Raw genomic sequence first — 20,614 nt, 5'->3', positions numbered from 1 at the left:
TTCTTCAAATCTATTTATTAAATATCGTTCTATACGGCAAAACCGAAGAATCGAACGGCATCAGCATGATGCTGTACAGAATATAGCAAACAGCAATCCCTACATACATAAACACATTAGACCGCTGATCAAAAATGCGTGTGAAATATGGCAGTAAAATGAGCTGATACAAGCCAAAGTAAATATGAAATCTTGCATAAATGACATCTTTCGTTGCAAGGATGCCAAACAAGAAACCAAGCAAACAAAAATTCACAATGTAATCACTCTCAGGTGTCAGCTCACGAAGTCGTTTTCGATAAAAGAAAGCGAGCAGAAGCGGCAAAATCAAGACACCGATTTTTGTCACATTCATTCCATTCGTATTCGTTGTGAGCCATTCCTCGTAATGACCATATGAACTTCCTTGCAGCATCACGACAAACACTGAGACAAAACGGTCATAAAGCGCGGTTAAGCCTAAGAAAATCAGGCATAAGAACAGCATCATCCAAGACCAAGCCTTTGTCCTCACAATAAAATACACAGGAATCATGATGAGAGCCGATGAATGAAACAATGAACATACAAGGACGAGCGGAAAATACAATTTCCACTGACCATTGATCACCAACCGGATGGCATAAAAAAGAATCGCTGCCACCATATACTGACGCATGCCATTAAATGACGCATAATAATGAAAGGTCCCAAGAAAAAGCAGCATACTGAGCTCAAATGGACGGCCATATTGAATAAGCGTCTTGATAATAAAAAAATAAGTAATGGCTCCGACTGAGATATACATGATTTGCGGATCATGAGTCAGTTGATTAAGCATCCATAAAATAAACGTAAACCCTGGATCCGTTGCGGCTTTATCCACACCGAATCCAAATATATGCCAAGGCTTTTCATAGTTAATGGAGAACTCATACATCTGTCCATATGTGACAAAATCGGTTCCTACTTTATACCGAATACCAGACACGATACAAAGAAACAAAAACGGAAAAAACACAAGAAGCTTGTTAGGCCGCCATCCGCTTTGAATGGTATCATCACGTCTGCCGTAAAATGCGGCAAAGCTCGACCATAAATAGACCATGATCATGTTCACCAAATAAACCGCCATCTGCCATTCCTTCCTTACAGTCCATATAGATTCATCACACGTGTAATATTCTGTTTCACATCAAATCCTCTTTGTTCAAGCTGTGAGGTAATGGTCTCTTGAAGAGGAGGTTCTGCATGATATGCTTCAAGCACCGCCTTCATCCATTCATGCGCGGAATCTCGCAGCGACATCCTTTTCACAAGCCCGCAGCCTAAATCTACTTCCTCTGTAATATGATCTGAAATCACACAAGGCAGCCCAGATGCCTGTGCTTCCACTAATACAAGCGGAAGACCTTCAAACAAGGAAGGCATCACAAAAACATCAAATGCTTTCATATACTGTGGAACGTCTGATACGACGCCTGTAAAGACAATGTCCTCCATCAGGCCTGCCTTCTCCGCATACGATTCGACTACTTGCTTCAGCGGTCCATCTCCTACGAGGACAAGCTGAAATGAAACGCCTTGCTTCTTTAAGGTCTGGGCCAGCTCCATAAAAAAAACATGATTTTTTTGCTCATGGAACCGCCCAATATGACCGATGATCATGTTTTTTTCGCGAAGATAGAGCTGCTTTTTGATCTCCGCCTTTTCGTCTGGATCAGGCTGAAAAAAAAGGGATAAATCAATCCCATTTGGCAGCACCTCAACTTGCCCGTTCTGCATTTTTTTCTGTCCAAATAAAAAGACTCCGGCATCCTCGCCGCATGCAACAAGCTGTGTAGAGAATGCAAAGATCAGCTGGCGAAACCCTTTGAGCATCATATGATCCAGCCAGTTTGGCGACTGCTTCCACGCTGTATTATGCGAATGGCAAATGCGCACCTTCACACCCGCTAGTTTTGCAGCAAGTGCGGAGAAGCCTGTCTGAAAATCCGTATGTGCATGCACGGCCTGATAGGGTCCTGTTTGCCTAATTGTCTTTGTCAATGTTTTCACAAAAGCAACCGGAGAGGACGCCCCAATACTCGGGACATAAAAGATGCGTCCCCCAAGCTCGCGAATTTCCTCATCATAATCACAGACGTCCTGCCGGTGGGTAATGAAATCAAATTGAAGGACATTCCTGTCGAGTGCACGATAGATGTTCATAATCATCGTTTCAGCTCCGCCGCGGTTCATCCCGCCCACAATATGAAGCACGCGCTTTGGCTCACTCATCCCGAACAGCCCTCCTCTTCAGCATAGACGACGCCAGCTTCCGGCGATGATAAAGCTTCATGACCTTCGGTGACAAGCAGGCACGGACCACCGGTTTTAGAGCAAATAAATAGTCAAGCGGCGATAGCTTTAATAGCCAGCATGCTTTCAAAACGAGCCAGGCATTATCCATCGAATATCGAAACTTTCGCCGCTGAAAGGCTGCTTCATCCTCTCTCACAAGATATAACGGCTCTTGTAAATTAAAGCCTTTCCTCCCAGCAGCAAAAAAGCGGATCCAAAGATCGATATCTTCCATCCGCCTTGTTGTTTTCACAGAGCGATATCCATTTAAAGCTTTGTAAGCAGAAGCCCTCATCATAATGGTCCCATGACAAAAAGGAGTCCCTCTTGCCATCACCTTCCGATCAGGCTCTGAAACAAGTGCCCGTACACCCTTTGTTCCCGTTTCATCAAAAACTGTCATCGCCGTACCGACCACATCGTATTCAGGATATGTATCGAGGAAATGAACCTGTTTTTCTAAACGAACAGGCACCGATAGATCATCGCCATCCTGCCTTGCAATCAACTCTCCCCTCGCTTCAGCCAGACAGCGATTGAGACTGGCAGCGAGCCTTTGATTTTGTTGATTACGGATCATGCGAATTTTTTCAGGATGTCGTTTTGTATAAGACAGCACTTTCTCATAAGTGCCATCTGTTGATGCGTCATCACATATGATGAGTTCCCAGTTTTCATATGTTTGATGAAGAATGGATTCAATACTTTCTTCTACTGTCTCTTGGCAATTGTAGACACCCATGATAATAGACACCTTTGGTTTACGCATGCTGTATCACCTTCTCTGCTTGATCCATATAAATTGTATAAATTTCTTCCATTGCACTGACCGTCTGCTCCTGTGCAAATGCATGAGCGATAGATCGTCCCGCTTTTCCCATGAGGGGCAGCTGATCCTTTTTGTCATAGAGCTGCTGCAAGTAATCAGCTAAACCATTCACATCTTGCGGTTTAACTAAAAAACCATTGACGCCATGTTTGACAAGCTCACAATGCCCTCTATTCTCCGTTGCAATCACGGGTTTTTCTGCCGACATCGCTTCAAGCAGGTTCATGCCGAGCCCTTCTCTCAAGCTGGTGGAAACACACACATCGCTCAAATGCATCCATTCCTCCATTTGTTTGCAAAACCCAGCAAAGTGAACATGCTTTTCAAGCTGGAGCTGGTGAGTAAGCTTTTCATAGTTTGGCCTCATTGTCCCTTCCCCGGCAAACACGATCTTTATATTTGGTATTTTCCTAGACAGCTGTGCACATGCTTTGATGAGCATTCCTTGATTTTTATTCATGTTTAATTCGCCAGCACACAGTACGATAAAATCTTCCGCAGAAAAGCCGTAGGCTGCGCGGAGACGCTGTTTCTCTTTTTCATCAACTGGTGCGAACCGTTTCATATCCACACCCATACCGGGCACATAATAAACAGATGTCCGCTCTTTTGATAGACGGTCTGCTCTTTTAAAATCCTCCCCATTAATGGTGATCAGTGCATCTGTATAGCGGGCAAGAAATCTCTCAATTGGATAATAGAGCAGCCAGTTTTGAAGCGGCGCCCCCTGCCAAAAGTGAAAGCCATGTGCCGTGTAAAGAACCTTCGTTCCTTTTTTGCGCGCGCCTTTGGCTGCAAGCCTGCCAATGACACTTCCCATTGGTGTGTGGCAATGGATGAAATCATAGTGCTCTTTCGCTAACAGCTTCTTCAGTTCTACATACGCAAGCCGGTTGCGGACATGAAAAGGAGAGCGCTGAATCGGAATCGAGTGAGCTTGATTCACATGGGGCAGCTCCAGCTGGCCATTTGCCGCTGTATGCACTTCCCATCCTTTTTCCTGAAACCACCGGAAATATGGAAGATGAAAGGCCTTAAAGTGATAATCAACCGTTGCGCAAAACAAGACTTTTTTCTTCATTGGCAAGCGGCTCCTCCTCTCGTTTCATCTGTTCGGACAACATATCATGCGACTCAATGGCAGCAAATAATGCTTGTCTCATTTGCTCTTCACTCATCATGTCAAATTCATGTATAAAGCGGTTCAGCACATATGGGTCACCATCCAGCGCATGGCCGATATGAATTTTCGGGAAGATTTGTTCCTGTGCTTTTTCATGCTGGTTCAGTAGTTCTTCGTACATTTTCTCCCCAGGACGAATGCCTGTGAAAGTGATCGGAATCTGGTCTGTGGTGTAGCCTGAGAGGTGAATGAGGTTTTCTGCGAGGTCTACGATTTTCACTGGCTCCCCCATATCTAAAACAAAAATCTGTCTTCCTTCTGCCAGTGCACCTGCCTGAATCACAAGCCTTGATGCTTCTGGGATGGTCATAAAATATCTTGTCATGGCTGGGTGCGTGACTGTCACCGGCCCGCCTTGCTCGATTTGTTTCTTAAAAATAGGGATGACGCTCCCTCTGCTTCCAAGTACATTTCCAAATCGAACGGCGACAAATTTTGTTTCGCTGCTTGCCCCCATTTGCATAATCAGCATTTCAGCAAACCGCTTAGTGGCTCCCATCACATTGGCAGGGTTGACTGCTTTGTCAGATGAGATGAGGACGAATGTTTCAATGCCGTGCTCGTGTGCGGCTTCCGCGACATTTTTTGTGCCGATAATATTGTTTTTCACAGCTTCTTTCGGACTGATCTCCATGAGCGGAACATGCTTATGTGCCGCAGCATGATAAATCATATCCGGTTGAAACTGACCAACGATTTCACTCATTTTCTGTTTATCTTGAATATCCGCAATTTGTGGATAGAGTCTGATGCTGTCTCCATATAATTCTTTCAGCTCTAGTAAAATAGAATGAATGCTAAATTCTCCATGTCCCACAAGTACAATCGCTTGAGGAGCAAACACACAAATTTGACGGCAGATTTCTGACCCAATTGATCCGCCTGCCCCTGTGACCATGATCGTTTTTCCTTTTAAATGAGCAGATAGACGGCTCGTATCTAATTGAATCGGTTCTCTCCCTAGTAAATCCTCTGGCTGTACATCCCGTAATTGATTCAGCGCATGGGTTCCTTTTAAAATCTGCTCCATTTCCGGCATGATCTGTGTTTTGACTCCAGTCGCTACACATTCCTTATACAGCCCTTTTAAGGTGTGGCTGCTTTTAGATGGAATGGCAATGATGATCTTCTGAATATCCATCATCACGACAGCTGTTTGAATTTGTTCTTTTCCTCCTATGACAGGCAGACCCATAATTTCAAGCCTATGTTTCGTCTTGTCATCATCGATGAAGGCGACTGGCTCAATATGTACATCACTCGATTGCTGTAGCTGACGAACGAGCATGGTCCCCGCTGATCCGGCGCCAATGATTAATGCCCGCTCCTTTTCTGCCTGAAGCCGCTTTGCTCCGTCATGAAATAGCCTGGAAGCCATCCGAGAGGCACCGATGAATAAGATATGAAAAAGCCACACGATGAATAAAAACCGAAATGGCCATGTCTGCACGAAAAGGTACAGCATCGTCATCGAAAATAAAAAAGAACACACAAAGGTCTTCATTAAAGAAAATAACTCTCTTACTCCTGTATAAGCCCATACTTGCTTGTACACATGAAATATGCAGGCAAATAGATGGTGCCCAATGAGCAGACTGAGTGAAGAAATGGCGAGCATTTCAAATGTATAAACGGTTAAAGCCGCCTCTTGGACAAATTGAAAACCAAAAAAGACGGCAACTAAGATGAGATATGAATCTAGTGCTACGATGATTGATAATCTTTGGGCGTAAGTCAACGCTCCTCCCCCTTTTTAAAGCATCACTATTCTTACGTAACATGGGCATCAAACCCGTCCTCACATCCCACTACTGATGACGAGCATCTAAGGCACCGGTTGTGCCCACAGCAGGATCGAGTGCCTCCATTGTTAAAGATTAGGAGACATCACCTATCAATCTTTTTAATACATGTACAGCCTGCCCTTTTTCTCTTTCTTGCCATTTAGCATAGCTCCAAGCAGTTTACTTGTTGTTCCCTCTAATACTTCTTTTGATTTCTTCACAGCAGCAATCTTTGTTTTGCCGCTTAAGACAACGAGAATGCTCCCATCCGTCCGGTTCGCCAAGATCTTTGCATCTGCAACTGGCAGAAGCGGCGTGGAATCAACAATCACCATGTCATATTGCTGTTCAATCTCATAAAATAGCTGCTTCATCACAGAAGAGGAGAGCAGCTCAGCTGGATTCGGCGGAATGGTTCCGCTCGGAAGCAGCTCTAAATGCTCAATCGTTGTCGGTAAAATAGCTTCTTCCAAGCTGCAATTATTTAATAGCACATTTGTCAAACCGGTGTGATGACTCAGGTCAAAATATTCATGAACGGCCGGCTTTCGCAAATCAGCGTCCATGAGCAGCACCCGCTTGTTCTGCTGTGCAAAAACAGCTGCTAAGTTTGCAGCCGTAAATGATTTCCCTTCCTTCGGCAAGGAAGAGGTCACTAATATCGATTTCAGCCTTGTTTGGATCGATGTAAATTCGATGTTTGTTCGGATCGTACGGAATTGTTCCGCAATGACAGAGTGAGGATTTAAAACAGAAATACAGGATAAATCTCTCTTTTCTCTCTTCTTCCTCTTAAAGATCAATGTTCTGTCCTCCCGTTATGACGGACTGCTTGTCTTTTTTGGCCCTCCTGTCTGCCTGCATCTGATAGACACTGCCAAGGGACGGCAATCCGATCTCTTCTCTTATTTGATGTGTTCGTTTTACAGTATCATCGAGTAAATTCATTAAGAAAATGAGTGTCATTCCCCCTAATAAAGAGGCGCCTAGTGCCAGAACGATATGAACGAATTTCCTCGAATTCATCAGAATCGTGTTAGACAGCTTGGCTTCAGACAAAACATTAATGCGATCCATATTCATTGTTTTTTTGATTTCTTCTTGCAGCACCTCTGTTGCAGTATTCGCAATGGCGACTGCCTTCGCGCGATCCTCATCTTGTACAGAAATATTGATGACCTCAGACTCATTTTCTGTACTTGTGGCAATTTTGTGTTTTAATCCTTCTGCTGATTCTGTGAGATGGAGTGTTTCTTTTACTTTTTCAATGACGATTGGGCTTTTTAATAAAACTTGAAAGGTACGTGTATATTGAAGGTTCATCTGAATATCGTTTAAATCTGCTTGTGCGTCATTGCTGCGTTTATGAACAAGAATTTGAGTGGTTGCCTGATATACAGGAGTCGAGACATAGAACTGATAATAGGCTGAAATGCCCGTTACGATCAGGACAATCAGGATCAGAAGGGCCATTTTCTCTTTAATGACAGAAAACAGCTGCTTAAAACCTATATTCTCATTCATAGATACCTCCCGATTTCATCATAAAAAGGTTATATATGGTTTCTTTTTGTTAATGATTGGATTATAAAAGATAATACCCGCAAAGAAAAATGTCATAATAGGTCTTATAGTTCTTTTTAAAGAACGAAATCGTTCGTTTTCTTTTGTTTACTTCCTGATTCTTACGTTTTTGAATTTTATAAAGAACAATTTATTTCTTATAATGAACGAAAAGGTCGCAGAACTATTCGCCGGGGAGAAGGGAGATCATTGATCGAATGATAGGCAAGGTGATACGCATTTACCGAAAGAGAAAAGGATACTCGATTCAGCAGCTGGCTGAGGATGCTCATGTCTCTAAGTCATATTTGAGCAAAATTGAGCGTGGTGTCCACAGGAATCCATCTGTCCAGTTCTTAAAAAAGGTATCCTCTTCATTAGAGATTGATTTACAAGAGCTGTTTGATGCAGAGACGATGATGTTTCATTACACTGAGGGTGATGAACACGAATGGCGGGAGCATATCGTCAATGCCGTCCAAGCCGGCATGCCTAAAGAAGAGCTCTATCAGCTGCTCCAAACGTATCGAAAGGAGCAGGAAGAAAAGTCGATACATGTCACCCATAGAAAGCTGACTGACTCAAATATTGCAGAATGGAAGCGTCTAATGAGTGAAGCGAAGGCAATTGGCTTAAGCATTGAGGAAGTAAAAGCTTTCCTCAACAACATGGGAGAACGCCGGGCGTAAGCCTTTCAGGAAGAATGATTGCGGGGAGAGGCGTTTGACGCTTCGATGAAAAAGAGCCTTTGATTCATGAAAGGCTCTTTTTTCTCTTATTCTTCTTTTTTTGTTCGTGCTTTTTTCGTTATATCATTGTTTTTCCAATAGGCCCATAGTGATGTAATCCCTAGAAAGGCCAGCGTGATGAATTGCTGAACGCCTTCTTCATCAATAGGAATTGGGCTTTTTCCCGCAGCGGTTAGCGCACTGTTAACAAGCGCCAGTAAAAGCAGCACAAGCCTTGCAATTGTACCTGCACTAATTTTTTGAACCTTCAACTGTAACCCCTCCCTTTCCTCTTCTCACGGGCGGTATTGCTCGTTCTCTCTCATATGTATGCAGCGGCCGAATGAATAGAAGAACGAATCAAAAAAAGAGACATCATTCCTATACGCGGAATGATGTCTGATTTCATTTGCTATTTATTTAGAAAACATCTCTTTTGCTTCATCCAATGCCATTTTATTGCCTAGAGCTGAGTAATCGAGCCATGGCTGATCGGCAATCGGATAGACTTGGTTTTTCTTCACTGCTTTTAGACCCTTCCAAATTGGAGTCTTTTCTAATTGCTTGAATGCCTGCTGCGCTTTATCATCACGGTTGACGACAACAAAGATCGCATCAGCATCATAATCAGGAAGAACCTCTTGAGAAATCACTTCAAATGGGCGCTTGCTGTCCAGCTTTTTCACACCATCGACAGGTGTCAGGCCTAAATCATCGTATAAAATAGGACCCATTGGGCGCTTCATGCTAAATACGCGAAGCTCCTTTGCTGTCACACGGATCGCCATGACTTTTCCGTTTCCAATCTTTTTCTTGATGAGCGATTTGACTTCTTTTGCTTCTTGATTGTAATTCTTAATATATTGGTCCGCTTCTTTTTCTTTATTGACGTGTTTGGCGATTTTTTTCAAGTGATCCCGCCATGTGCCATCATTTAAATTAAACACTTCTGTTTTGGCGATCTTCTTATATTTCGATAAGTCTTGTCCGGCTAATTCTTCATCAACATAAATGACATCTGGTTGTAACGCAAGCAGTGATTCCATATCTGGATCAGCTGCAATGCCGAGCTTCTTTGTCTGACTCAGCTGCTTTTTCGCATGTGGAAGGAAATCTTTTAAGTCTCCTCCTACAACAGAGCCCGCTGGTTTGATACCGAGGGCTAACAAGTCATTTGTTAAATGAATGGACAAGGAAGCAATCTTTGGTGTTCCATTGGTCTTTTCATTTGTTGTATTCTTTGTTTCCTGTTGTCCGCAAGCGGCAAGTAGCAAGAAACAGAGCGTTAATCCAAACACTAGTAGTTTTTTCATGATGAGTTCCTCTTTCATGTTTATTTCGTTTTAGTTAATAAATAGAGAAAATACGGGGCACCGATAAAGGCCACGACCACACCCGCTGGTATGGCATTTGGAGCAAAGATGGATCGCCCGATTGTATCGGCACTAACCAAAATCAACAAGCCAAGCAGCGCACTAACTGGTAAAAAATACTGATGCAATGACCCGACCAGCCGTCTAGCCAAATGCGGGGCGACGAGGCCAATAAAGCCAATACCGCCTGTCATCGAAACACTTGCACTCGCGAGGCCTACCGCTAAGGTCAGCAAGAGGAGACGTTTACGCTGGACTCGTACACCTACACTTGAGGCGACAGCGTCTCCTAATGTCAATGCATTGAGCGTGTTTGACTGCATCAGCGTAAGCGGCACAAGGCATACAATCCAAGGCAGAAGTGCCAGTACATGAATCCAGTCTCTCCCCCATACATTGCCCACAAGCCATCTCGAAGCAAACGTGTATGTATCTTCATCCAGCTTCAATGACAAATATAAGGTGAGTGCACTAAATCCCGCAGCAACCGCAATGCCAACTAAGATCAGACGGATAGGAACAAGCCCCTCATGCCGGTCATATGCAAGAAGGACAATAACCGCTGCCGCAAGCAGTCCGCCGCCAAACGTAAAGAGCGGAATAAGAAGAGACGGATTGCCTTCAAGTGCATGAAAATATGTCACAAACACAATTAAGCCAAATGCTGCCCCTGCATTCAGTCCAATGATTCCAGGATCAGCCAGCGGGTTACGGGATAAGCTCTGCAAAATGCCGCCAGCAATGCCAAGACCAATACCAGCTAACATCGTCACCACGATTCGAGGCAGACGATAGTCAAACAGCACCGTTTCACTTTGGAAATCTCCAAAGCCAAATAACGTCTTGACGACCATGACAGGGCTGAGTTTCAGCGTACCGGTATTTAAACTATACAGCACAACAGCCGCACTCAGGCAAAGCAAAACGACTGTCACGGCAAGAGCACGCTGTTTCTCTCTCATGACAGGTTCCTCCCTTCTTTTCTGGCAATGTATAAGAAGAAAGGAACACCAACAAGTGCCACCATCACGCCAATGGCAAGCTCTCTTGGCGGATTGACTGTACGGCTGGCAAGGTCTGCAAAGACAAGCAGCATTGCGCCTAATATCGCTGACATCGGAATGACGAAACGATAGTCTACACCAACAAGCTTTCGTGCAATATGCGGGATGACGAGACCGACAAACCCAATCGACCCGACGGCTGATACAGAAACCCCTGCTAATAACACAGCAGCGGTCATGCCTAGTATTCGTACTTGTCGTGTTTTCACCCCTAAATTCGCCGCTGTATCTTCACCGAGCGATAGTAAGGAAAGTGACCGGCCTAATAGCATTGCCCATCCGATCACAATCAGAATGACCGGAGCAAGAATCGTCAGCTGCGGCCATTTCACACCAGCTACCCCGCCTGCATACCAAAAAGCCAGATCCTGACTCAGGTCAAAATAAATCGCGATCCCAGAGCTGAGCGCATGAAGCAATGCGGCGACAACCGCTCCTGCTACAGTGAGACGCAGCGGTGTCAATACGCCGCCAGCCGCCCCAATCGCAAAGATCAGTAGCGTACTGAGCACAGCACCAATAAAGGAGAAAAACATCAGTGCCGAATAAGGCATTCCTGGGAAAAAAGCAAAACAGAGAGCGACCACAAACATCGCACCGCCATTAATACCCAAAATCCCCGCATCTGCCAGTGGATTTCTTGTGATGCCCTGCATAAGAGCACCCGCTACGGCAAACGCCGCTCCCACTAGAGCTGCCCCTAAAACACGGGGAAGTCTTAATTCATGGATGATCTGCTGCTCTGTGACATTTGACTGATAGTCAAATACAGCTGTCCAAACCGTTTGCAGAGACAATGTTTTTGCACCGTATGACACAGCAAAAAACATGGCAGCCGCTAAACCAATAACGGCGAGAAAAAATATTAAAAAGAACAGAATATGTGATGATCGCTTTTGTTGAGGTTTTCGCTTATCCTGCAAAATCGGTGTCATCCTTTTCTTCATTAAAAGTCAGTTTGAAAATGAGAATCATAATCAACAAAATTATAGCCGCCAGCCTCTAAAAAATCAATGTACACCCTATTTTTTAATTAATGAAGGTATGTGCGGAGCAGAGAAAGGCGGGGTTCTTTTTGCCTCACAGAACGACCTATCATGTTTTCTCATATTTTAATAGGAAAATAGTTGACATTTTGCATGAATATCCACTAAAATTACAAAAGTAAGTCAAATGTTATAAAAATATTACAAACAGATGTCAAAATAATAAAGAATGCCCCGTCATGAGAGGAGATTTGAAAGTTGTGTCAGTAAAGGGAAAATGGAGTATCGTCCTATTTGCGCTTGCAGTCGTCATTGGAGCAGTTGCTTTCTTTCAAAATCAACAAGCAAGCGGTACAGAGAAGAAAAATGTAAAGCAAGATACGAACTATAAAAACGTGGAAATTGTCACTCTCGTAAATGACGGGAAATTTATGAGATATGCAGTCAACTATCCTCTTTTTCATCAAAAAGAGCTAGATGACAAGATTCAAAGCTATGCCAATTCAGCATTAGAGCATTTCAAAAAAACATTCAGCGAAGCAAAGGATATCGATGAACATAAACGCTATGAACTGAATATTGATTATGAAATGGTGCATTATGCAAAGCAGTCTGCTGCCATTCGCTTTACGACCTATACGTATACTGGCCAGCAAAATGGAACCACCAATCATCTCACGATTAACTTTGATTTTCAGAAAAAAACCTTTCTTGACACAAAAGATCTATTTCTGCCTAAAACCAATTATTTAAAGAAATTATCCTATATTACATATACGGAGCTTCGAAAGGACAAAACCTTATCTAAGGATCAGCCTCTCCTTCAGAAAGGAACAGCCCCTGATGCTCAAAACTTCAGTCAATTTGCCTTGAAAGACAAATATGTAGAATTTTATTTCCCTGCATCTCAAGTAGCCGCAGAGGATCTTGGTCCGCAAACACTCGCAATCAAAAAGACATTGCTGAAGGACATATTAAAGCCAGAATATATGGATAAAATCAAAAATAAAAATGAAATGAAAGAACCGAATCCAAAAAGAAAAGCCGTCAAGCTTCCGCAAAAATCAAAGCTTGATCCGAATAAAAAAGCCATCGCACTCACATTTGATGATGGACCGAATCCAGCGACAACCTCAAAAATTTTAGATGCGCTGAAGAAAAATAAAGGACATGCCACCTTTTTCGTCTTAGGCAGCAGGGTGCAATATTATCCTGGAATGCTTGCCGACATTCTAAAAGGCGGGAATGAGATCGGAAACCATTCCTACAATCACCCTTTATTAACAAGACTGCCTCTAGAAGAAGCCGTGAAACAAGTGAAGGACACCCAGCAGCTGATTGAGAAAGCAAGTGGATATACACCTACGCACTTTAGACCGCCATATGGCGGTACAAATCAAGACATCAATGAGGCGATTGGGATGAAGGTCACTTTGTGGGATGTTGATCCTGAGGATTGGAAAATTCGCAACAGCCAGCAGATCACAAACCGCGTTCTCTCACATGCAGCAGATGGCAGAACAGTGTTAATGCACGATATTTATGAAAGCTCAGCTCAAGCAGCAGTAAAGATCATCCGTGAACTCACCAAACAAGGCTACCAGCTCGTCACAGTGAGTGAACTTGAACAATTAAAAAAAGAACGACATGAACAAACCCCTGTAGAGTAAACAGGGGTTTTTGTTTTATAACTCCAAAGACTTTTTTTGCTTCAATAATGCTTGAAATCTCTCTTCAAGCTCTTGCGACGGCTCAATACTTAAACGGCTGAGCACTTCAGACAGCTCCATATCAATTAACAGAAGCTCCTCTTCTCTATTTGTCACAGCTGGTTTTTCTTCCTTTTGTTTATATGCTTCATATGTGCCGTCAAATCCTTCAATACGTTCCTCATGAATATGGAAAATACGAGTGGCAACCTCCTCAATCAGCCTGCGATCGTGGGAAACAAACACAACGGTACCTGGATAATCTTTCAAGAGACCTTCAAGTGCTTCAACTGCGGCCAGATCTAAAAAGTTCGTCGGTTCATCCAGCATGAGAACATTGGCATCACTGACAAGTAAGGACGCAAGCATCGTTTTCACCCGTTCTCCCCCGCTTAATACGCCAACAGGCTTATGCACATCATCCCCTCTAAATCCTAGTCTCGCCAAAACCGTTCGAACCACTGTCTCTTCTTGAACCGCCTCTTTCAGCGCATTTTGTAAAATCGATTCATCTACCTTCAATCCTGAAAGATCCTGACGGAAGTACGCTAGCTTGACAGCCTCTGAGCGAGTAACTCCGGGATGTCCATTCACTAACATACGGAGAAATGTCGTTTTGCCGCTCCCGTTGTTTCCGATAATGGCAACCTTGTCTCCGCCCCTCACTTCCACATTCGCCTGCTTCCAAAGCACTTTATCGCCCGCCTTGCCATCTACATTTTCCACTCGCAAAATGGTACGGCTAGCTACTTCCTTCATCGTATGCTGAGTCATTTGGATCGGCTGAATGTCCTTTACTTTCTCAACCTTTTCTAATTTCTCCATCCTGGTTTCAATGGATTTGGCTGTTTTTTGCAGCTTTTTTTGCTTATTTGCATAGTAGGGCTTTGCAATTTTAGGTCCTGAGGATTTCACCTTTTGGGATGGCTTTGTCGCTTTGTCCGCCTTTTTCTTTTTCTTTTCCAGTGCATGCTCTAATTGTTTTTTCTTTTGTGTATAAGCTTCGTACGCTTCCACCTGCTGACGATGTGCCAGCTCTTTTTGCTGTGCAAAATGTGTGTAGTTGCCTTTGTAATGATGAAGCTTCCCATGATCCAGCTCCCAAATCTCCGTACATATTGCATCTAAAAAAGCACGATCATGTGAAACAACAATGAGAGCTCCTTGATAATGACGCAGCTTATCTTCCAGCCACTCAATATGCTCTGTATCCAAATGAGTTGTCGGTTCATCTGCTAATAAAAGGGCTGACGGCCGGCTTAATGCTCTTTCAATATAAGTCTGGGTCATTTCACCGCCACTCTGTCTGCCATCTCCTTGTTTCAATTGTGGAAGCAGGGTACAAGTCGCAGTGGCGGCCACCGTGCCGCTGTCTGGTGTTTCCTGCCCCGCCAGCACATGTAATAAAGTCGTTTTGCCGCTGCCATTTGTCCCTACAAGACCAATGCGATCATCTTGATGAATGGCTAGTTCCTCAATATCAAATAACAAGCGATCTTTTCGAAATACCTTTAACTGATTGGCTTTTAATAACATCCAATCCTCTCCTTTCGTATCAGGAGACATGAAAAAGCCTCCCATTCTCAGAATAGGAGGCAAAATGGTGTACAAAAATAAGCGGATTGATCCAGTATGGTGTGCCGTTCCAATTTGAACACACACATCCCACGTATCAATCACCTCATTCTTTGATTCCCAAGCTGTACCATCCTATTCCGAAGCTAAAAAATGAAAACGCAGCAAACATGGCAAACCGATCGTTTGCTCACTGCCTTCGTTCGTTCATTTTGCTTACAGGTCATAGGATTAGTACTTCATTGCATTGGGTCACCCTTCCGTCGTTTGTTACGTATACGATAAAAGATTGGTTATTTTTTGTCAAGCTGAAAAGGCATAAGTGAGTCGATTAACTGGAGTGTAAATGGATGGGACACTTCAAACAATTCGTCCTTTTTGCATTCCTCCACTAGGCTTCCTTCATGTAAAAATAGAAGACGGTCACATAGATACACCGCTGCTTCTACATCATGGGTAATGAGAAGGATCGTCATGTCTAGCTCTTGTTTTAATGTCTCAAGCAACTCCAATATTTGTACTTGAACAGAAACATCCAGTGAACTCAGGACTTCATCTAGTATGAGAATGGATGGGTGCGTTGATATGGCTCGTGCGATGCACACTCGCTGAAGCTGACCGCCGCTTAGCTGATGAGCATATTGATTCAGTACAGACGAGGGCAGCCTGACTTGCTGAAGTAATGACAAAACTTTCTGATCCAGATTCTGATTCTGCTTTAACAAACGCATCGGTTCTGCTACGATCTCTTTCACCGTAAAGGAGGGATGAACAGAAGATAGATAATCCTGAAAAACAACACTCATTTTCCCCCGATTCACCCTCCGCCACTTGTCAGCTGGCATGCCATCAATCTGTACCTCGCCTCTATCTATTTTTTCTAAACCGAGCAGGATACGTGCCAATGTACTTTTGCCACTGCCGCTCTCACCGACTAATCCGGCACATTGTCCTTTTTCAATTTGAAACGAAACGTTTGATATGCGGTCTTTTTGTTTCTTTTGATGTGAAAAAAGACCTTTCTTCTCACCGTGTTTGACTAGATTTATAGCTGTGATCAACATGGAAACGCCTCCGCTCTCTTCTGCTGCCGCAGTGCTTTAATAGGAGCAGATAATCGAAGCCTCGTCTCCAGTAAATGCTTTGTTTGGGGATGCTCGGGTGATGTGAACACTTCCTTGGCTGACCCATGCTCAAGCATTACTCCTTGGTGCATGACCATCAACTCATCGGCGATTGCCTGAACGATGCCTAAATCATGCGTTATAACGATCAAGGTAACACCGGTTTCTTCCTTTAGCCTGTGTAATTGTCTGATGACTTCACGCCGATTAAAGGCATCAAGCGATGCAGTTGGCTCATCTGCAATGATCACGTTAGGAGAAAGCATCATCGTGATGCCAATCATCACACGCTGAAGCATTCCTCCAGACAGTTCATACGGATATTTTTTCATCAAATCATATGGATTTTTTAAATGAACACGTGCAAGCCCAGCCATAGCATGTGCTTTTGCTTCTTTCCCGCGTAAGCCCAAATGCTGCTGAAATGTTTCCAATATTTGATGACCAATCGTTTCGATGGGATTGAATGCATTCATAGCATCTTGTGAGATGAAACCTATTCGTTTCCCCCGCCATTGATGTGCTTCTTGATTTGTCAATGTTTTGCCGTCAAAAATGATCGTTCCTTCCACTTCTAGCGAAGGGGCGACAAGGTCAATTAACGCTTTTGCGAGAGTTGATTTTCCACTGCCACTTTCTCCAATGACGGCTAAACAGCGTTGTTGGTGTAAAGAAAATGTGATATTCGTCACTATATTCTTTTGCTGCTGTGGATCATGTACGGACAGATTTTTTACGTCGATTAAAGGCAAATGGCCTCCCCCCTTTCTTTCTGGTATGATGCATGGCAGGATTCGCGGCATGCTGAAGGCTGTCTCCTAAAAAGTTCAACGCCATGACCACAAACAAGATGGCAAGTCCAGGCGCAAGCATATGGGCAGGATGTGTCACCATGACATTCTTCGCCTCGTTGAGCATCATACCCCATTCTGGTGTAGGTGCACTCACACCTAACCCAAGAAAAGACAGTGCTGATATATTTAAGATTACCCAGCCCGCATCAAGTGTCGCAAAAACAGCAATTTCTCCTGAGATACGAGGAATTAGATGTCTCCTCAATATGTAAAAGGGTGTGCCGCCAGACACCTTCGCAAACTGAACAGAAGGTTCATTCGCATATTGAAGGACAGATGAACGAATCATTCTTGTATACCAGGCCCATTTCGCTAGAACATTCGCCAAAATAATATTGAAGAGTCCAGGTCCGAGGATTCCCACAACCGCAAGGATCATCACCTCTGCTGGAAAGGAAAGCATGACATCACACAGCCTCATCAAAACCCCATCCACCTTTCCTCGAAAGAATCCTGCCATGAGTCCAAGTACACTGCCAATGAGCATCGTGATACACATCGTCAGCATGGCCGCAAGCATTGTTGTCCGAATGCCATATAAAAGCCGAGACAATACACATCTCCCTAGATGATCCGTTCCTAATGGATAAGTAAGACTGATACCGGCATATTTTTGAAGAATGTTCGTATTTGTTGGGTCATGTGGTGCTAACACTGGTGCAAACAGTCCAGCTAATGCAACCAGTGCTAACAGCCAGATTGAAAGAATCGCCATACGGTCTTTTCTTAATTGATGCCACCCTATCATCGTTGTCAGACCTCCTTTCGCAACTGCGGATTCATGGTCATTTGGATCACATCAGCGATGAGATTGCACATAACAAACAGGAACCCCATCACAAATAAATAGGCTTGAATAATAGGGAAATCAGCATGGAAAATAGCTGTTACACACAACCGGCCAACCCCTGGCCAAGCAAAAAGGTTCTCAATAATAACAGTTCCCGCAATGAGCTTTGGAATAGACATGCCAAGTGCTGTCACCGCTAATTGCAGGGCATGCCTCATGACTTTCAGTTGAACGGTTCGTTCCTTTAAACCACGTGCTCTTGCGTAAAAAACAAAGGGCTCGTGCTGAAATTTTAGAATTTGATTGCGTATCAGTCTCACATAGGTCGATAAGTAGCCAAATGATAATGTGACAGCTGGAAGAAGAATCGATTTGAACCCTTCCATTCCACTCGTATTGACCCAATTGAATTTGACAGAAAAAAGCCAAATCAACAATATCCCCAGCCAAAAACTAGGCATTGAAGCGGCGATAAACACAAAGGCTCTCAAGATCCGGTCCACCCAGGAATGATCAGCATATGCACAAATCACCCCGAACAACAAACTGAGCAATATGATCAAAAAGAGCGCTGCTCCTGCAAGCTGCAATGTAGCAGGCAGCGCCTCCATGATAAGATTAAAAACCGGCTCCTGTGTGACATAGCTCTTACCAAAATCACCTGTTAATCCATCTTTAAGCCATGTGGCATAGCGGATGAAAAACGGCTGGTCTAAGCCTAATTCCTGACGCATCGATTCAATCATTTCTTCTGTTGGTGTGACTTGATTCACCCGCAAAGCGACCTCAGCTGGATCACTTGCCCGCATCGTCAGCAGGACAAAAGCAAAGAAGGTGATGAAGATCATAAGCGGAAAAAGCATCAGTATTCGTTTTAAGAGATAGCGAGTCATGTCTCTACCTCGTTTTATGACGCAAAATACATACGGTCAAATGGGATTTCATACTGAGACACATGAAAACCTACGCCTTTCAGGCGCTTATTATAAACGGCCTTTGTCACAGAATAAGAGATTGGGATGTAGACATTTTCATCATGGATATACGTCAATATTTCTTGATACATTTGTTTCCGCTTTTGCTCATCTGGTTCTACTAATACTTCCGTAATCGTCTCATCCAGCCACTTTTTCTTTTTCAGTCCTAATTGGGCTTGATAATCAGCATGGGATGCTACACGGAATGAAGAGACATAAGTTTGTGGATCATATGGGAGTCCCCAAGACAGCGAGTACATCAGATCGAACTTTCCTGTTTTTTGGCGATCTAAAAATGCCTGTTTTTCTTCTCCTCTAATATCCAGCTTGATCCCCACCTGCTTGAAATCTTGTTGAATTGATTCGCTGATCGTTCTTTCCCCTGCATTATCGGAATTATAGTAAATAGCCACACTCAGCAGTTTGCCATTTTGATAGCGATACCCGTCTTCTTTCATCCTCCAGCCTGCCTCATCCAATATTGCCTCTGCTTTCTTCTTTTGATAAGTTTTCTTTTTCAGTGGAATATTTGCGTAAGGGACAGAAGGGGCAAGCAATGTGTGTGCCACCTTTTCCGTTCCATTTAAAATGCCTTCTGTGATCATGTCCTTTTGAATGGCGTATTGAAACGCTTCTCTTACTTTCGGATCTTTTGTGATTGGCTGGTTTGAATTAATGACTATCGCTCTTGAACCAACAGGAGGACTCACGGTTACACCATATTGACCTGCTTCTTTTAAAGCCTGGAATGAGTCTCCATCGATCATGTCACCATCTGCTCCAAATAAAAGATCTATCTCTCCTTTTTGAAGCGCAAGTAAGATGGTCTGGTGATCCGGCATGACTTTCCATTTCACGGTTGAAATTTTCGGCTTTTTCCCCCAATAGTTGTCATTCATTTCAAAAACGGCATATTGATTTTTCTTATGTTCCTTTAGAACATAAGGACCTGTACCTGCATAGCTTTTGACTCCTTTTGCAGTCGTTCCATCAATGAAGCTTTTTGGAGAAATAAAACGGAAGGGGCGTGTTAAGCCCAGCTCTTCTAACGTAGGATAATAAGGCTCTTTCAACGTGAGAACAAATGTATCGTCATCTAACGCCTTTGTGGATTTGATTTCGGATACGAGATTAAGCCAAGCGTTCTTTTCAATATTTTTGACGACAGCATCAATGTTCCATTTCACTGCCTTTGCATTAAAAGGCTCACCATCTGAAAAAGTCACACCTTTTCGAAGATGAAAGGTGTAGGTTTTTCCATCTTTTGAAATGTCCCAGCTTTTCGCTAAGGCAGGCTGAACGCCCTTCTCTGTATTGACGACAAGCGATTCAAACACCATATTTTGAGCAGCCATCTCTCCGCCATATAGATGGGGATTGATGTCCCTGATATCTTTTGTACTTGCATACACGAGCTCATCTTCTTCTCTATCATTCATGCTGGAAGATGCTTTGTTTCCAGAGCATGAGGCCAATAAAAAACAAGCCATCACTGAAAACAGCATCAAGGTGTATGTCACATAGGGATGCTTTTTCTCATATTTCTTCTTTATGTAAACAGGTTGATCACTCATATGTATTTCCTCCAATTCAACATTATCGTAATCATTACGATTATTAATCGAAATGATTACGAATTGAATATTAGCATACAGAAATGGGAAATACAACGTCTTTTCATAAAAAAACAGACTCATGATTGAGTCTGTTTCAGATTGTTGACAAAGGGCTAAAATGATCTTGATTTTAGCCC

The 20,614-nt window shown here is 43.4% G+C and carries 19 protein-coding genes; 2 read left to right on the top strand and 17 right to left on the bottom strand.

Going from position 1 to position 20,614, the window contains the following annotated elements; translation table 11 throughout:
* Nucleotides 1-10 precede the first annotated feature (10 nt).
* The 7 genes from OIT90_RS03285 to OIT90_RS03255 form a co-directional block, all read right to left on the bottom strand.
* A complete protein-coding gene (locus OIT90_RS03285; protein ID WP_058837592.1) occupies nucleotides 11-1,114 on the bottom strand; it encodes an EpsG family protein in 1,104 nt (367 codons plus the stop codon).
* A 14-nt stretch (nucleotides 1,115-1,128) separates the two neighbouring features.
* On the bottom strand, nucleotides 1,129-2,259 hold the full coding sequence (locus OIT90_RS03280) for a glycosyltransferase family 1 protein (RefSeq protein ID WP_058837591.1): 1,131 nt from the start codon (nucleotides 2,257-2,259) through the stop codon (nucleotides 1,129-1,131).
* Complete coding sequence (locus tag OIT90_RS03275; RefSeq protein WP_064498013.1) at nucleotides 2,252-3,091, bottom strand: glycosyltransferase family 2 protein; 840 nt, start codon at nucleotides 3,089-3,091, stop codon at nucleotides 2,252-2,254. The genes OIT90_RS03280 and OIT90_RS03275 overlap by 8 nt, the downstream gene beginning before the upstream one ends.
* The gene (locus OIT90_RS03270) at nucleotides 3,084-4,232 is read right to left on the bottom strand and encodes a glycosyltransferase family 4 protein (protein ID WP_144491524.1); all 1,149 of its coding nucleotides are present in this window, start codon (nucleotides 4,230-4,232) and stop codon (nucleotides 3,084-3,086) included. The genes OIT90_RS03275 and OIT90_RS03270 overlap by 8 nt, the downstream gene beginning before the upstream one ends.
* On the bottom strand, nucleotides 4,198-6,072 hold the full coding sequence (locus tag OIT90_RS03265) for a polysaccharide biosynthesis protein (protein ID WP_039181574.1): 1,875 nt from the start codon (nucleotides 6,070-6,072) through the stop codon (nucleotides 4,198-4,200). Before OIT90_RS03265 ends, OIT90_RS03270 begins: the two co-directional genes overlap by 35 nt.
* A 165-nt stretch (nucleotides 6,073-6,237) precedes the next feature.
* Complete coding sequence (locus OIT90_RS03260) at nucleotides 6,238-6,921, bottom strand: CpsD/CapB family tyrosine-protein kinase (RefSeq protein WP_247721634.1); 684 nt, start codon at nucleotides 6,919-6,921, stop codon at nucleotides 6,238-6,240.
* Nucleotides 6,911-7,642, bottom strand: coding sequence for a YveK family protein (locus OIT90_RS03255; protein ID WP_024423528.1), 732 nt, complete (start codon nucleotides 7,640-7,642; stop codon nucleotides 6,911-6,913). Before OIT90_RS03255 ends, OIT90_RS03260 begins: the two co-directional genes overlap by 11 nt.
* Nucleotides 7,643-7,899: 257 nt before the next feature.
* Here OIT90_RS03255 and slrR point away from each other — a divergent pair, with 257 nt between their 5' ends.
* Nucleotides 7,900-8,370, top strand: coding sequence for an HTH-type transcriptional regulator SlrR (gene slrR / locus OIT90_RS03250; protein WP_058837587.1), 471 nt, complete (start codon nucleotides 7,900-7,902; stop codon nucleotides 8,368-8,370).
* Nucleotides 8,371-8,456: 86 nt separating this feature from the next.
* On the opposite strand, the gene OIT90_RS03245 is transcribed toward slrR, so the two are convergent.
* The 4 genes from OIT90_RS03245 to OIT90_RS03230 all read right to left on the bottom strand — a co-directional run bounded on the left by OIT90_RS03245 (nucleotide 8,457) and on the right by OIT90_RS03230 (nucleotide 11,769).
* A complete protein-coding gene (locus tag OIT90_RS03245) occupies nucleotides 8,457-8,681 on the bottom strand; it encodes a phage holin (RefSeq protein WP_008347764.1) in 225 nt (74 codons plus the stop codon).
* A 144-nt stretch (nucleotides 8,682-8,825) separates the two neighbouring features.
* Nucleotides 8,826-9,725, bottom strand: a complete 900-nt coding sequence (locus OIT90_RS03240) for an iron-hydroxamate ABC transporter substrate-binding protein (RefSeq protein WP_039183325.1) — start codon at nucleotides 9,723-9,725, stop codon at nucleotides 8,826-8,828.
* A gap of 17 nt (nucleotides 9,726-9,742) precedes the next feature.
* Complete coding sequence (locus OIT90_RS03235) at nucleotides 9,743-10,744, bottom strand: FecCD family ABC transporter permease (protein WP_039181585.1); 1,002 nt, start codon at nucleotides 10,742-10,744, stop codon at nucleotides 9,743-9,745.
* Nucleotides 10,741-11,769: a FecCD family ABC transporter permease gene (locus OIT90_RS03230; RefSeq protein ID WP_247543786.1), complete on the bottom strand. Its 1,029-nt coding sequence runs from the start codon at nucleotides 11,767-11,769 to the stop codon at nucleotides 10,741-10,743. The genes OIT90_RS03235 and OIT90_RS03230 overlap by 4 nt, the downstream gene beginning before the upstream one ends.
* Before the next feature lie 323 nt (nucleotides 11,770-12,092).
* Here OIT90_RS03230 and OIT90_RS03225 point away from each other — a divergent pair, with 323 nt between their 5' ends.
* A complete protein-coding gene (locus OIT90_RS03225; protein WP_047203008.1) occupies nucleotides 12,093-13,502 on the top strand; it encodes a polysaccharide deacetylase family protein in 1,410 nt (469 codons plus the stop codon).
* Between the two features lie 15 nt (nucleotides 13,503-13,517).
* Here OIT90_RS03225 and abc-f read toward each other — a convergent pair whose 3' ends face one another.
* From abc-f to nikA, 6 genes are all read right to left on the bottom strand, one after another.
* Nucleotides 13,518-15,077 (bottom strand): ribosomal protection-like ABC-F family protein, encoded by a 1,560-nt coding sequence (abc-f, locus tag OIT90_RS03220; protein WP_192846808.1) that lies wholly within the window; start codon nucleotides 15,075-15,077, stop codon nucleotides 13,518-13,520.
* A gap of 332 nt (nucleotides 15,078-15,409) precedes the next feature.
* The gene (locus OIT90_RS03215; RefSeq protein ID WP_058837584.1) at nucleotides 15,410-16,180 is read right to left on the bottom strand and encodes an ABC transporter ATP-binding protein; all 771 of its coding nucleotides are present in this window, start codon (nucleotides 16,178-16,180) and stop codon (nucleotides 15,410-15,412) included.
* Nucleotides 16,174-16,992, bottom strand: coding sequence for an ABC transporter ATP-binding protein (locus OIT90_RS03210; protein WP_474892243.1), 819 nt, complete (start codon nucleotides 16,990-16,992; stop codon nucleotides 16,174-16,176). Before OIT90_RS03210 ends, OIT90_RS03215 begins: the two co-directional genes overlap by 7 nt.
* Nucleotides 16,955-17,842, bottom strand: a complete 888-nt coding sequence (gene opp1C / locus OIT90_RS03205; RefSeq protein ID WP_151284840.1) for a nickel/cobalt ABC transporter permease — start codon at nucleotides 17,840-17,842, stop codon at nucleotides 16,955-16,957. The genes OIT90_RS03210 and opp1C overlap by 38 nt, the downstream gene beginning before the upstream one ends.
* A 5-nt stretch (nucleotides 17,843-17,847) precedes the next feature.
* Nucleotides 17,848-18,777 carry a nickel/cobalt ABC transporter permease gene (gene opp1B / locus OIT90_RS03200; RefSeq protein ID WP_268464320.1) on the bottom strand — a complete coding sequence of 310 codons (930 nt, stop codon included), beginning with the start codon at nucleotides 18,775-18,777 and terminating at the stop codon, nucleotides 17,848-17,850.
* Nucleotides 18,778-18,791: 14 nt separating this feature from the next.
* The gene (nikA, locus tag OIT90_RS03195; RefSeq protein ID WP_474892242.1) at nucleotides 18,792-20,435 is read right to left on the bottom strand and encodes a nickel ABC transporter substrate-binding protein; all 1,644 of its coding nucleotides are present in this window, start codon (nucleotides 20,433-20,435) and stop codon (nucleotides 18,792-18,794) included.
* Between the last annotated feature and the right edge of the window lie 179 nt (nucleotides 20,436-20,614).

The organism is Bacillus sp. ABR (genome assembly GCF_056172715.1).
The sequence above is the reverse complement of the archived record's forward strand: the minus strand, read 5'-3'. Positions and strand labels throughout refer to the sequence as shown.